This is a genomic window from Streptomyces sp. NPDC058470 (assembly GCF_042721055.1).
Taxonomy (GTDB): domain Bacteria; phylum Actinomycetota; class Actinomycetes; order Streptomycetales; family Streptomycetaceae; genus Streptomyces.
Genome location: NZ_JBHXMF010000047.1, coordinates 1 through 13,806 on the forward strand (window position 1 = coordinate 1; position 13,806 = coordinate 13,806).

General features: G+C 69.3%; 11 protein-coding genes and 1 pseudogene. 3 read left to right on the plus strand and 9 right to left on the minus strand.

What is annotated here, in order from left to right:
• Positions 1-144: 144 nt before the first annotated feature.
• From ACFWP7_RS29880 to ACFWP7_RS29915, 8 genes are all read right to left on the minus strand, one after another.
• Positions 145-678 (minus strand): alkyl hydroperoxide reductase, encoded by a 534-nt coding sequence (locus ACFWP7_RS29880; protein WP_384387453.1) that lies wholly within the window; start codon positions 676-678, stop codon positions 145-147.
• 176 nt (positions 679-854) lie between these two features.
• Positions 855-3,200 carry an ABC transporter permease gene (locus tag ACFWP7_RS29885; protein ID WP_384387455.1) on the minus strand — a complete coding sequence of 782 codons (2,346 nt, stop codon included), beginning with the start codon at positions 3,198-3,200 and terminating at the stop codon, positions 855-857.
• Positions 3,197-3,895: an ABC transporter ATP-binding protein gene (locus tag ACFWP7_RS29890; RefSeq protein ID WP_384387458.1), complete on the minus strand. Its 699-nt coding sequence runs from the start codon at positions 3,893-3,895 to the stop codon at positions 3,197-3,199. Before ACFWP7_RS29890 ends, ACFWP7_RS29885 begins: the two co-directional genes overlap by 4 nt.
• Positions 3,896-3,936: 41 nt before the next feature.
• Positions 3,937-4,464 carry a PadR family transcriptional regulator gene (locus ACFWP7_RS29895; protein WP_384387461.1) on the minus strand — a complete coding sequence of 176 codons (528 nt, stop codon included), beginning with the start codon at positions 4,462-4,464 and terminating at the stop codon, positions 3,937-3,939.
• Positions 4,465-4,739: 275 nt separating this feature from the next.
• Positions 4,740-6,263: an AI-2E family transporter gene (locus ACFWP7_RS29900; protein WP_384387464.1), complete on the minus strand. Its 1,524-nt coding sequence runs from the start codon at positions 6,261-6,263 to the stop codon at positions 4,740-4,742.
• Positions 6,264-6,406: 143 nt separating this feature from the next.
• Positions 6,407-7,105, minus strand: a complete 699-nt coding sequence (locus tag ACFWP7_RS29905) for a transglycosylase SLT domain-containing protein (RefSeq protein WP_384387468.1) — start codon at positions 7,103-7,105, stop codon at positions 6,407-6,409.
• Positions 7,106-7,539: 434 nt separating this feature from the next.
• Positions 7,540-8,865 carry a PhoH family protein gene (locus tag ACFWP7_RS29910; RefSeq protein ID WP_384387471.1) on the minus strand — a complete coding sequence of 442 codons (1,326 nt, stop codon included), beginning with the start codon at positions 8,863-8,865 and terminating at the stop codon, positions 7,540-7,542.
• A 310-nt stretch (positions 8,866-9,175) separates the two neighbouring features.
• On the minus strand, positions 9,176-9,949 hold the full coding sequence (locus ACFWP7_RS29915; protein ID WP_384387474.1) for an isoprenyl transferase: 774 nt from the start codon (positions 9,947-9,949) through the stop codon (positions 9,176-9,178).
• Between the two features lie 153 nt (positions 9,950-10,102).
• Between ACFWP7_RS29915 and mgrA the strand changes: the two genes are divergently transcribed.
• The 3 genes from mgrA (at position 10,103) to ACFWP7_RS29930 (ending at position 13,472) form a co-directional block, all read left to right on the plus strand.
• Entirely contained in the window at positions 10,103-11,143 is a 1,041-nt protein-coding gene (mgrA, locus tag ACFWP7_RS29920; RefSeq protein WP_384387477.1) for an L-glyceraldehyde 3-phosphate reductase, read from the plus strand.
• A 408-nt stretch (positions 11,144-11,551) separates the two neighbouring features.
• A complete protein-coding gene (locus ACFWP7_RS29925; RefSeq protein WP_384387480.1) occupies positions 11,552-11,887 on the plus strand; it encodes a DUF192 domain-containing protein in 336 nt (111 codons plus the stop codon).
• Between the two features lie 433 nt (positions 11,888-12,320).
• Complete coding sequence (locus ACFWP7_RS29930) at positions 12,321-13,472, plus strand: winged helix DNA-binding domain-containing protein (protein ID WP_384387483.1); 1,152 nt, start codon at positions 12,321-12,323, stop codon at positions 13,470-13,472.
• 61 nt (positions 13,473-13,533) lie between these two features.
• Here the strand turns inward: ACFWP7_RS29930 and ACFWP7_RS29935 are convergent.
• Positions 13,534-13,778: pseudogene (locus ACFWP7_RS29935) on the minus strand (SAM-dependent methyltransferase); the annotation flags it as partial.
• Positions 13,779-13,806 lie beyond the last annotated feature (28 nt).

Consider the following 13,806-nt stretch of genomic DNA (forward strand, 5'->3'; position numbering starts at 1 on the left):
TTTACTTTTTTTTGGCGGGGTAACAGCCGTTTTCCTTGGCGTGGTACCCAAACTCGGGGCGCGGTCGGGCGGGGTGGGGCCGGCGCCCCGGGGGGCAGGGGGCCCACCCCGCGCTGAACATGTCCGCCCCCGCACAACGTGCGACTACTCCGCGAGAACCGCCTCGGCGTCCAGCGTCGTACCCACGGCCTGGAGGACCGACGCGATCTTGAACGCCTCCTGGATCGTCTCGCGGTCCGCCCCGGCCCTGCGGAGCGCCTGCTCGTGGGAGTCGAGGCACGCACCGCAGCCGTTGATGGCGGAGACGGCGACCGACCACAGCTCGAAGTCGACCTTCTCGACACCCGGGTTGCCGATCACGTTCATCCGCAGACCGGCGCGCAGCTTCCCGTACTCCGGGTCGGAGAGCAGATGGCGCGTGCGGTGGAAGACGTTGCTCAGCGCCATGACGGCGGCAGCCGACTTGGCGGCGGTGTACGCCTCCGCGGACAGGTTGGCCCTGGCCTCGGGCGCCAACTCCCGCAGTACGCGAGGGGAACGGGAAGCGATGGCGCACGCCAGCACCGTCCCCCACAGCTGCTGCTGGGTGAGGGCGGAGTTGTCGATGACCAGGTCGAGGTTGAGGCGCAGGTCCTTCGCGTAGTCCGGTACGGCGGACTTCAGTTCATCGAGTGACATGACCGCATGAAGCTCCGTTGCAGCGAAGGAACGCCCGTCTTCGGGGGCGCTTCCCATGGGCTGGACGATGCCGATGCTGCCACAGACTGCTGCCCGGGGCGCTGCGGCCATGGCCCGTACGCGTCCGAGCGGGCCCGTGCGGACCCGCTCGGACGCCTACGGGCCCGCTCCGTGCCCTACTCCGTCCGCAACCCGTCCGCCCGCATCAGCCGCAGCAGCGGTGGCAGGCTGAGCAGCGTCACCAGGACCACGACTCCCGCGCCGATGCCGATCATCGACAGGACACTCGCCCAGTCCACCCGTACCGGAGTGGTCGACATCTTCAGCAGGACCGTTCCCAGGGTCAGGCCCACCGCCGAGGCCAGGGCCAGGCCGAGGGCGATCGGGATCGCGGTCTGCCAGAGGACCGACAGGCTCAGTGTGCGGCGCCGGGTGCCGAAGGCGACCAGGGCCGACAACAGCTTCTTGCGTTCGCGCAGTTGCTCCAGCTGGGAGACCAGCAGGCTCGCGCCGATGAGGAAGAGGACGCAGGTGGCGCCGACGAACAGGCCGGTGCGGATGGAGGTGTACTGCTCGGACTGATCGCTGGACGACCACAGGAAGGGGTTGGAGAACCGGCTGATGCTCGTCGCCGTGTTCCGCACGTACTCGTTCACGTCCGGCACGGACTCGTCGACGCTGAGATAGATCTGCCCGTAGACGACCGGCGCGGCCTTCGCCGGCAGGGCGCTCGGCGTGAACAGGAACCCGCCGCGGTACGAACCGGTCTGGTCCTCGACCGCCTTGGCCTGCTTCAGGTCCTGCGGCACGGTCCAGGCGACCTCCTGGGACCGCGGGAGGTCCGTGAACGACGGGTCGATGTAGAGCGTCTTGCCCGGCTTGGCCAGCTCTTCCGTGTCGGTGTCGTAGTCGGCGCCCTTGACGGCGAAGACGTCGCCGTCATGGCACGAGGGCAGAGTCGCCACCTCGCGCAGGGAAGCGCAGTCGGCGACCGTGATCCCGTTGGAGAACTCGGGGTCCTTCCTGAGGTCGCCGAGGTAGCCCTCGGAGGACGCCGAGACCCTCGTGACGCCTTTGGTCCGCTCGAACTTCTCGGCGGCCGGGTCGAGCGGGACCCCGTTCGGCACGGACACCTGAATCTGTGCCCGCGTCAGATCGTTCTTGGAAGCCTCGGTGTAGTCGCTCTCGACGCCGGCGAACAGCATCTGCAGGGCGATCGCCCCGGCCACCGCCACCGCGATGCCGTTGACCATGCGAGCCGCCGCACCGCTGCTCAACTGGAGCCTGCGGACGGCAAGTTGCCAGGCGACGCCACCGGAGCCGAGCCGCGCGACGACGGCCTCGACGATCCATGGCAGCAGCGCGGTGACGCCGACGAGCAGCAGGATGACGCCGCCGATCACGAGGTACTGGTTGAAGTCCCCGTTCTCCCGGCCCTGCCCGATCATCGGGTAGAGCATCGCGAGCCCGCCCAGCGGCAGCAGCAGCCGCCACCACAGCCGGCGCCGCGCCGACCGTGCCGAGCGCACCACACCGAGCGGCTCGATGACCACACCGCGCAGCGCGAGCAGGGTGACCAGCACCGCCGCCGCCGGGACCACGAGAGCGACCAGCGCGGCCAGGGCGGGCGAGGGGTTCAGATAGCTGGGGAACACGCTGACGTCCAGGACCTCGACGGAGCCCGCGATCTCACGGCCGATCAGGAAGAAGACCATGCCGAAGCCGAGCCCGACCACAGCGCCCGCGAGCGCCTCACCGGCGGCGATCCGCCGGGTCATCCGGCTGTCGGAGCCGACCAGGCGCAGCGCGGCAAGCCTGCGGTCGCGCCGCTCACCGCCGAACCGTACGGCCGCGGCGATGAAGACACCGACCGGCGTCAGCAGCACCACGAACATGACGAGGACCATCAGGATCAGTACGGGATCCATCGCGTCGGACGACGGCTGCGGATTCCCGAATCGGTCGATGCGGGTCACCCGGCCGCTGCCGTCGATCCGCGGTGCCAGCCCCTCTCCGCCCATGTAGAAGGCGAGTTCGGCCGAACCGATGAGACCGGGTTCGGCGATGGTGCCGACGGTGCGCATCGGCAACCGCTCCCGCAGCAGCTTCCCGCTGTCCGACTTCAGCAGTTCGTCGAGCGCCGCGGAGACCACCATCTCGCCGGGCGCCGGGAACTTCTCCACCCCGGGCGGGAGCGGTGCCCCGGGCCCCTCGGGCTCCAACTCCCGCCCTCGGACGTTCTTTTCGCGAAAGGTGGTGCTGACGTTCGCGACAATCAGCGTGTTATCGGCCTTCGGCTTCCGTACGTCGCTGAACGTGATGTCCGTACGCGCGTTCTCGCGGTCGTGCCGGGCGGTCAGCGCGCTCGGTATCGCGGCGGTGAGCAGCAGCAGCGCCACGCCAAGTCCGACGCCGACGGCCGTCAGCAGGACCCGGCCCCACCCCTCGCGTCCGCCGGTGAAAGCGAACCTGGTCCCCATGGCCAGGTCTCTGGCCCACTGACGGGCCCATCGTGCCTTCATACGGCCCGCTCCATGTCCCGGGACTTTCCGTCGCGTACGACGATCTCGCGGTCGGAGTACGCCGCCACCCGTGCCTCGTGCGTGACGAGCACGATGGCCGCGTTGGTGGACCGGGCGGCCTCCGTGAGCAGTTCCATCACGCGCTCGCCGTTGAGCGAGTCGAGCGCGCCGGTCGGCTCGTCGGCGAACAGCACACGGGGGTCGGTGACCAGCGAACGGGCCACCGCCACGCGCTGCCCCTGGCCGCCGGAGACCTCGCCGGGCCGCTTGCCCCTGAGGTCGTCGACCTCCAGCTGCTCCATCCGCGCCAGGGCGGCGCGCTCGGCCTCCTTGCGGCCGGTGCCGTTGAGCCGCAGGGGCAGCGCGACGTTCTCGACGCAGGTCAGCTCGGGTACGAGCTGTCCGAACTGGAAGACGAACCCGAACTCGGTGCGCCGCAGAGCACTGCGCTGCGTGTCGTTCATCGTCGCCATCTCGCGGCCGTTGTACATGATCGATCCCGAGTCGGGCGTCACGATTCCGGCGAGGCAGTGCAGCAGCGTGGACTTGCCGGAGCCGGAGGGACCCATCACCGCGACGACCTCGCCGGGGTGGATGGAGAACTCGGCGCCGTCCAGCGCGGTCGTCGTTCCGTACGTCTTACGAAGGTCCGCCGCGGTCAGCAGGGAACCGGGAGGTGCAGTCGGCTGGCTCATCGCGCTCATCGAAGTCGTAGGGGTGGTCGGAGTGGTCGGGGTCATCGAGTCGTCACCGCCTCGGCGAGTCTGTCGAGGCGCGCGGCGGTCAGCTCCAGCCAGCGCAGGTCGGCCTCCAGATGGAAGAGGGCGTGGTCGCAGATCAGCTGGTCCGCGAGATCACCCCTGCGCTTGCGGTCGGTGAGGATGCGCATCATGCGCAGGTGTTCCGAGCGCTGCGTGTCGAGGATCCCGCTCGCATCGCGGTGGGTGAGCAGCGCGAGGACGATCTTCGTGTAGAGGGTCGACTGCAGATACGGCTCGGGCTTCTCCGGAGTCGCAAGCCACTGCTGTACGTCGGTGATCCCGGCCTCGGTGATCGCGTACCGCTTGCGCTCGGGACCGTCGCCCGCCTCTATCCCGTCGACCTCCACGAGACCGTTCTTCAGGAGGCGCGACATCGTCGAGTAGACCTGGCCGTAGTGCAGCGGCCGGTCGTGACCGAACTTCTCGTCAAAGGCCCGCTTCAGGTCGTAACCATGACGGGGCCCGGACTCAAGGAGTCCCAGGAGGGTGTGACCGATGGACATGGGGAGGACTCTACACACGGCGTATACATGGCGTGTATACCCACTGCGTATAGAGGGGCAGTGGGGAGGGCGGAAGCGCAGGTCAGGCCCCATTGTCACGGTTCTGTCACCGGGGGCAGTGCCCTTCAACTCCGGCCAGGGCCAGGGATCTTCAGCCCGTCCGGCGATTGAGGACGAGCGCGCCCAGCGCGACGCGGGGGTCTGGGGGCGTGCCCCCAGGAACAAGGGACGGGCAGAGGCGGAGGGGGCGAAAAACCCAGACCCGCGCCCACGCGCTACGGCACCGGCCGCCGCACCGGCGCCACTTCCACCGCCGTGGCTCCGCCGGGCTCGTCGGAGGCATAGGACCGGAGATAGCCCACCACCGTGTTGGTGACGGCCACCAGCGGCACGGCCACCACCGCCCCGCCGATCCCGGCGACCATCCCACCCGCGGCGACCGACAGGACGACCGCCAGCGGATGGACCCGTACCGCCCGCCCGAGAATGAACGGCTGCAGGATGTGCCCCTCGATCTGCTGCACGGCGAGCACCACGGCCAGCACCATGACGGCCGTGAAGGGCCCCTGTGTCACCAGCGCGACGACCACCGCCAGCGCCCCCGAGATCACCGCCCCCACGAGCGGGATGAACGCGCCCAGGAAGATGAAGACGGCGAGCGGTACGGCCATCGGGACGTCGAGGAAGTAGATGCCGAGGCCAATGAAGATCGCGTCGATCAACGCCACCACGACCGTGCCCCGGACGTAGGCGGTCAGCGTGCGCCAGGCCCGCGGGCCCGCGCCCGCGACGCCCGGACGGGCCGCCGCCGGCACCAGTTTGAGCGTCCACTCCCAGATCTGCTTGCCGTCGTAGAGAAGGAAGAGCGTCGAGAACATCGTCAGCAGGATGCCGGTCAGGGCCTCGACGATGACGGTGACGCCTTCGAGGCCGGCCGACGTGATCTGATCCGTGTTCGTGCCGATCGCGTCCCGCAGGTTCTTGGCGATCTCGTTGATCTGCTTGTCCGTCACATGGAAGGGGCTGTTGAGGAGCCAGTTCCGCAACTCGTCGACACCGTCCTGGATCTGGTCGGAGAGGGTGTCGATGTTCTCCTGGACCTGCCAGACCACGAACCAGCCGATCAGCCCGATGACGACGAAGCCGAGGATCGCGGTGAGCGCGGTGGCCAGCCCTCGCGGCACCCCGTAGTCCTTCAGACGGGCGACGGCGGGTTGCAGTATCGCGGTGATGAGCAGCGCGGCCACGAAGGCGAACACCACCAGCTGTACGGCGCCGATGACCCGCATCAACACCCAGACGGTGCCCGCGAGTACGAGCAGCCGCCAGCCGGCCTCGGCAGCGACCCGTACGCCCCACGGCACGGCCACGGCGGGGTCGGGGCGGGCGGCCACGGCGGTCACGTAAGCGGGAGGGGCGGGAGCGGGGGCAGAGGCGGGCTCGACAGGGGCGCCGGAGAGATCGGAGACGCCCGATGCACCCGATGCGCCCGAGGTACCTGAAGCCGCTGCCGCGTCGTCGTGGGAACCCCGCGCGTCCGGGCCGGCGTCCGACGAGGACCGAGCACTCGACAGGGGCGGGACATCACCTGGGGCCCCGGGATCGCGCGAGGCCCCGGCCGCTTCGGAAGACGGGGTGTCCGCCGGGGAGGTGCCGCGTGACCCTGCATCCCGTGCCGGCTGTTCGTCCGGTCCGGACTGCGACTCCCGCTCCACCTCCGCCCGCCGCTCGTCCAACCGTCTGCCCAGTTCGGTCAGTCCGGCCCCGGCCCGGCCGATCCATCCTGGTACGCGCGACATGATCCGTCCTCTTCCGCCGCCCCCGTTGCTCCCCACCACTCCCCCCTGGAGTCGTCGGGTCCGACCGTACATGGCCGAAGCCCCTCACCGTAGGACGGGGAGGGGCTCCGAAAGGTTGAGCGGCCGGCGTGCTGAGCGCGGGCTCAGTACCAGTTGTTGGCCTGCCAGAACGACCAGGCCTCACAGGGACTGCCGTAGCGGTCGTTCATGTAGTTGAGGCCCCACTTGATCTGCGTGGCGGGGTTGGTCTGCCAGTCGGAACCGACGGACGACATCTTGGAGCCGGGCAGGGCCTGGAAGAGACCGTAGGCACCGGAGGAGGCGTTGACGGCCGTGTAGTTCCAGCTCGACTCGTGGTCCACGATGTTGCTGAAACACTGGTACTGGCCGCTCGGCACCATGGACTGGGCCATCGCCTGGATCTGCGCGGTGGTGTACGAGGACTGGACGGCGAAGCTGCTGGCGTCACGCGTCGCGTCGCGGCTGGCCGCTTCCTCGGCTTCCTTGCGCTCCTTGGCGTCCTGCTCGGCCTTCTCCGCGGCCTTCTGCTTCGCGACGGCGTCGTCGGCGGCCTTCTTACGGGCAGCCTCCTCGGCGTCCTTCTTGGCGCTCGCGTCGGCCTGGATGGCTTGAGCGGTGGCCTGCTGCGTCAGGGATGCGGTCTGCACCTGGGCCTGCTGGCCGACAGGTATGTCCGCGAGGAGAGTCGCGTCGCTTGCCGTCGCCTCGGCGTCGTTCGAGGGCACAGCGGTGCTGCCCGAGGCAACTCCGACGACGCTTCCGACAGCGGTGACCGCGGTGGCCGAGGCCACTGCGAATCCCCGGACCGAAATCCGGCTCACACGGTTTCCTTCCAGCATCGACCGCTTAGGTGACCCTCGCGGACGCAATCGTGCCCCTCGGCGCTGGCCTCCCAACTGCGGGGTCACGGGAGGCGCGGGCCCGGTGGGCAACTCCCTTGCGGGGATTGCCACGTGGTGCGCGGGCGGCATACGACGGCTCTATGGAGTTCTGAGGTTCCTGTGGTGCCGTACCGCTGGGGGTACAGGTGTGTCGTATGCGGGGCCTGACAGGAGTGAGACTCTGCCGTACCTCGACGCCACAGGGCAATTCCGAGTTGCGTGTGAAAGCTCACACCTTGTTTGCCCCAGGAGTTTTGCGGAAACGAGCGCGCAGCAGGACGCCGCCCGGCTAAGGTTTTCGCCTTCGCCGGACGGCGCCAACTACTGTGCATCCGCCACCCATTGCCGGAACGGGGCCAGGTGGGTCAGACGGTTCAGATCTGCCCTTCCTCCAGCATTTCGGTCACCAGTGCCGCGATCTGGGACCTCTCGGACCGGTTCAGGGTCACGTGCGCGAAGAGCGGATGGCCCTTCAACTTCTCGACCACGGCGACCACACCGTCGTACCGGCCGACTCGCAGATTGTCCCTTTGTGCCACGTCATGGGTCAGAACGACCCGTGAATTGGCGCCGATCCGGGACAGCACGGTCAGCAGCACATTCCGCTCCAGTGACTGCGCCTCGTCGACGATCACGAACGCGTCGTGGAGGGAGCGGCCGCGGATGTGGGTGAGCGGCAGGACCTCCAGCATGCCGCGTGCGGTGACCTCTTCGATGACCTCCCGCGAGGTGACGGCCGACAGGGTGTCGAAGACCGCCTGCGCCCACGGGCTCATCTTCTCCGACTCGGAGCCGGGCAGATAGCCGAGCTCCTGCCCGCCCACCGCGTACAGCGGCCGGAAGACCATCACCTTCTGGTGCTGGCGCCGCTCCAGGACGGCCTCCAGACCCGCGCAGAGCGCGAGTGCGGACTTGCCGGTACCGGCCCGGCCGCCCATCGACACGATCCCGATGTCCGGGTCCAGGAGCAGATCGAGCGCGATGCGCTGCTCGGCGCTGCGGCCCTTGATGCCGAAGGCCTCGCGATCACCGCGGACGAGCCGGACATTGCCCTCGGCCGTGACGCGCCCCAGTGCCTTGCCGCGCTCCGACTGGATCGTCAGGCCCGTGTGCACCGGCAGGTCGGCCGCCTCGGGGACGTAGGCGTGGCCTTCGTCGAAGAGGATGTCCACCTGCTCGCCCGCGAGGGTCAGTTCGGACATTCCGGTCCAGCCGGAGTTGCCCGTGATGGCGAGCTCCGCGCGGTACTCCTCGGCGAGGAGTCCGACGGAGGATGCCTTGATCCTGAGCGGCAGGTCCTTCGACACGACCGTGACGTCGTACCCCTCGGCCTGCAGATTGCGGGCCACCGCGAGGATGCGGGAGTCGTTGTCCCCCAGGCGGTAGCCGCTGGGCAGCACGCTGGGATCCGAGTGGTTGAGCTCGACGCGCAGGGTCCCTCCGAGATCCCCGATCGGGAGAGGGGCGTCGAGGCGGCCGAACCGCACCCGGAACTCGTCGAGCAGGCGCAGGGCCTGCCTGGCGAAGTAGCCGAGTTCGGGATGGTGCCTCTTGGCCTCCAACTCCGTGACCACGACGATCGGCAGCACTACCTCGTGCTCGTCGAAGCGGTTCAGGGCGTTCGGGTCGGCCAGCAGGACGCTGGTGTCGATTACATATGTGCGCCGGTCTGGCATACGGCGCTTTGTGCTGGTCACCACGGAAGGACGTACCCCCTCGGATGAGGTCGGGGAGCGACGAAGGAGATCTGGACCGGTCTGCGGCGCCGATGCGCGGGCCGAAAACCGGCCCTCCGCTTCGTCCGTACTGACCGCACGGTCGGGCTGGTGCAAAGGGCCTCCCGGGCGGACGGCCCCGTGCCGCCCGCTGAGATCCGATGCCCGTGGTTCGGGCATCGACCTGGAAGGCTTATGCCCTCGAACGCGCGATGCCATGCCAAGCCGGATGACGGCGCGTTCGTTAACTCCAGATGACGCGTGTCCCGTACGGCGTCCTGAATGGACCCGCGGGTCAGCCGCCGTAGCGGCGGTGTCGCGCCGCGTAGTCACGCAGGGCGCGCAGGAAGTCGACTTTGCGGAAGGCCGGCCAGAAGACTTCACAGAAGTAGTACTCGGAGTGGGCCGTCTGCCAGAGCATGAATCCGGACAGCCGCTGCTCGCCACTCGTACGGATCACCAGGTCGGGGAAGGGCTGGCCGCTGGTGTAGAGGTGCTTGCCGATGAGGTCGATGTCGACGGACTCGGCGACGTCCTCGATCGAGGAGCCCTTGTCGGCGGCGTCGAGGAGCATCGAGCGCACGGCGTCGGCGATCTCCTGGCGGCCGCCGTAGCCGATGGCGACGTTGACCACTATCCCCTGGACGTGCGCGGTGGACTCCTCGGCCTCCTTGAGGGCGTTCTGCATCTGCCCGGGCAGCAGGTCGGGCGTGCCTACGTGATGGACGCGCCAGCGGCCGTCGGCGGCGAGGGTGCGGACGACGTTCTCGATGATCCCGAGGAGCGGGACCAGCTCGTCCGCGGGACGGTCGAAGTTGTCCGTCGACAGGAGCCACAGGGTGACGACCTCGACGTCGGTCTCGGAGCACCAGCCGAGGAACTCCTCGATCTTCTCGGCTCCGGCCCGGTGCCCGTGGGCGGCCGTGGAACCCGCCGCCTTCGCCCAGCGCCGGTTGCCGTCCATGATGACGCCGATGTGCTTGGGCACCTGATCGTGATCGAGATGACCTTCCACCCTGCGTGCATAGAACCTGACCAGCAGTCGGCGCAGGTTGTCGCGCAGGTTCACGTGTTGTCAGCCCCTCCATGCAGATGACGATCCCCCAGGGCCGACAGCCTACCCCTGTGGGAACGCAGTGTTCCCTTGGGGTACGGGGCTCTCCTGCGACGGGGTGCGAGGCCCTCCGGTGAGTTGTCGGTGGGCTGCCGTAGCTTCGTATTCATGAACGACATTTCTGTATACGGCGCCGCGGCGGAGCGGTACGACTCGATGGAGTACCGGCGTACGGGGCGCAGCGGACTGAAGCTGCCCGCCGTCTCGCTCGGCCTGTGGCACAACTTCGGTGACGACCGGGGCCTGGAATCCCAGCGGGCGATCCTGCGCCGCGCCTTCGATCTGGGCGTCACGCACTTCGACCTGGCGAACAACTACGGGCCGCCGCCCGGCTCGGCCGAGCTCAACTTCGGCAAGCTGCTGAAGCAGGACTTCGCGCCGTACCGGGACGAGCTGGTCCTGTCGACCAAGGCCGGCTACCTCATGCACCCCGGCCCGTACGGCGAGTGGGGTTCCCGCAAGTACCTGCTGTCGTCGCTGGACGCCTCGCTGAAGCGGATGGGTGTCGAGTACGTGGACATCTTCTACTCGCACCGCTTCGATCCGGACACTCCACTGGAGGAGACGATGGGCGCGCTCGCGTCCGCGGTCCAGCAGGGCAAGGCGCTGTATGTGGGGGTGTCCTCGTACACCGCCGAGCAGACGGCCGAGGCGGTCCGCATCCTGACCGGGCTGGGGGTGCGTCCGCTCATCCACCAGCCCTCGTACTCGATGATCAACCGCTGGATCGAGGACGACGGCCTGCTCGACACGCTGGAGTCGGCCGGCATGGGCTGTATCTCCTTCGCGCCGCTCGCGCAGGGCCTGCTGACGGGCAAGTACCTCAAGGGCATCCCGGAGGGCTCGCGCGCCACCCAGGGCAAGTCGCTCGACCCGGGCCTGGCGGGCGACGCGGATGTCGTACGCCGGCTGAACGGACTGAACGACATCGCGGCCCGCCGCGGTCAGTCCCTCGCCCAGCTCGCGCTCACCTGGGTGCTGCGGGACGCGCGGATGACCTCCGCCCTCATCGGTGCGTCCAGCGTGCGGCAGCTGGAGGAGAACCTGGCGGCGCTGTCCGCGCCGGGGCTGACGGCCGAGGAGCTGAAGGAGATCGACGCGTTCGCGGTGTCGACGCCGGGGACGAACATCTGGGCCGGTCGGCGCTGAGTCACCGGGGCTTCGGTTCGCGGAACCGGGGGGCGCACGGGGGCGCCCGTCGGGCGGGCCGGGTGCGGGGACAAAAAACGGGCCGGTCCGTGGGGGGGAGACGGACCGGCCCGAGGGGGGGTTTCCACCATAACCCTTCGTAAGTGATGCTGCGTGCATCGGCGTGCCACAACTACTCTCCGGAGTTGCCCGACGACGCCACGGTGGGTGCGGAAGCCCGGATTCAGGGCGTGATCATGGCCGAATAGCAGCGGAATCAAAGGGATTCTCCGGCTATCGCGGAGGATTCGGAAAGATCCAGTGGATTTACCCACCAGTGTGCCCTTCCCCGGCGACTCACCCGGACGTACCCCGAGAGAGTGACCGCCTCAGGAACGTCCGCTTGACGCCACCGCTAACTTCGCAGCCATGGCCACGTTCACCACCCCTGAGACGTCCGAGCCGGTACCGCTGGAGCGCGCCGAGTCGGCGCGAACCCGTGGGCGCGGACTACTCGGCCGGGACGGGATCGAGGGGGCGCTGCTGCTGAGTCCGGCGAACTCGGTGCACACCTTGGGGATGCGGTTCGCGATCGACGTCGCGCATCTGGACCGGGAGTTCCGGGTTCTGGCGGTACGGACGATGCGTCCGGGACGGGTGGGGCTGCCGCGGCCGCGCGCCAGGCATGTCCTGGAGGCGGAGGCCGGGGCGATGGAGCGGTGGGGCGTACGGCGCGGGGTGCGCCTCGCGATCCAGGCACCGTGACATGAACCGAGGCCTGCCGGTGGTCCATAAACCGAGGACAGTGGCGCTGCCACAGGCCGGTGACATCACGTCAGGTCGCGTCGGGCCATCTCAGGGAGTGGACCCGGCACCGCGCAGCCCCCTCCACTGCGCGGTGCCACACGCGCAGCTTTGCTCACGCGAATTACCTTGGTCTGAACTTACGTGAGGCAAACAGCCGAGGCGAGCCGGTCTCGATAACGATGTGGAAAATCTGTGCGTTGTCCGCCACACCCCGAACACGGGTCGGGCCAGGCAGCGCAGGCCGCCCATCTCCCGCCGCGCGTCCGCCATACGGACGGACATCTCACGCAGACCGGCCCGCATCGGCATGTTTTCGGTCAATCGGCCGGACGGTCGGCCCGTGCCCTCTCAGAGGACAGAATCTGACCTCTTTCGGCTCTACCGTCGGCCCATGACAGTGAAAATCACTTGGGCCGAAGCAAGCGCACGGCGGCTGGAACGGCAGTTCCTCGCCGCGCCGGCGGAGACCGGCACCCCCGTCGCCGAGATCGTCGGCGCGATGCTCGGCGCGCACGCGCAAGTGCTGTCGGCGGCCGAGGTGTCGGTGGGCGTCCGCACGGACGGGGTGACGCGGGCGGACGTACGCGCGGCGCTGTGGGAGCACCGGTCGCTGGTGAAGACGTACGGTCCGCGGGGCACCGTGCATTTGCTGCCCGCCGCCGAACTCCCCTTCTGGACGGCCGCGTTGGCGGCGATGCCGACCGGCCGGAGCCCGTTCGCACGAGACGCAGGACTCGGTGAGGCACGGGCGGAGGAGGTGATCGCGGCGATCGGGGACGCGCTGGACGGGGCGTATCTGACCATCGACGAGCTGGGCGACGCGGTCGTGGCGCGCACCGGGCCGTGGGCCGGGGACCTGGTGATGCCCGCGTTCCAGACCATGTGGCCGCGCTGGCGTCAGGTGATGCACCGGGCGGGGCAGCGGGGTGCGTTGTCCTTCGGACCGAACCGGGGCCGCAAGGTGACGTACACCCGGCCTCCGCGCTTCGAACCGCTCGCGGCGGACGCGGCGCTCTCCACCCTCGTACGACGCTATCTGCGCGCCTACGGACCGGCGACGCCGGTCCACTTCGCCAAGTGGGCCGCGGCGCCACGGGGTTGGGTGGGTGAGCTGTTCGCCTCGCGCGCCTCCGCCGGTGAGATCGAGGAGGTCGGCTTCGCGGGAGGACCGGCCTGGGTGGCGGCGGGCGACACGGAGTTCCCCACGGCGCCCGTGCGCGGGGTGCGGCTGCTCCCGTACTTCGACGCGTACGGCATCGCCGCCCAGCCGCGCGAGACGCTGTTCCCCGGGGCAGCGTACGAGCGTGCCCTCGCGGGCGGTCAGGCCGGGAACTACCCGGTGCTCCTGGTCGACGGCGTGGTCGCCGGGGTCTGGCACCAGCGGCGCCAGGGACGGCGTACGACGGTCGCTGTGGAGCCGCTGGGGCGGCTGACGGCGGCGCGGGAACGGGAGTTGGCGGCGCAGGTGGCGCGGGTGGGGGACGTGCTGGAGGCGAAGGCCGAGTTGGTGATCGGGAGAGTGACGGCGGGGGCGCACGCGTGAGCGCGCTGTCCGCGCTTCCGGGCCGCTGCGCGAGGGCACGCCGACCCGACTTCCGAGCGCGCTACGCCGGCTTCCGGGCCTCGATCAGGAAGCGGGTGCTGTGGGCTACGAACGGGCCCTCGGCCTCGATCTGCTCGTGCAGGGCGTGGAGTTGGGGGCGGCGGTACTGGTCGACTGTGAAGCCGGGGACCATCCAGATCACCTTGCGCAGGAAGTGGACGACGGCTCCGATGTCGTGGAACTCGATACGGAGGCGCGCTCCGAGCGGAGGTCCCCGTGGTCGAGACCGGCGGCCCGGGCGGCGGCGACGGGTGTGGACACCTGCTGAGCCCTG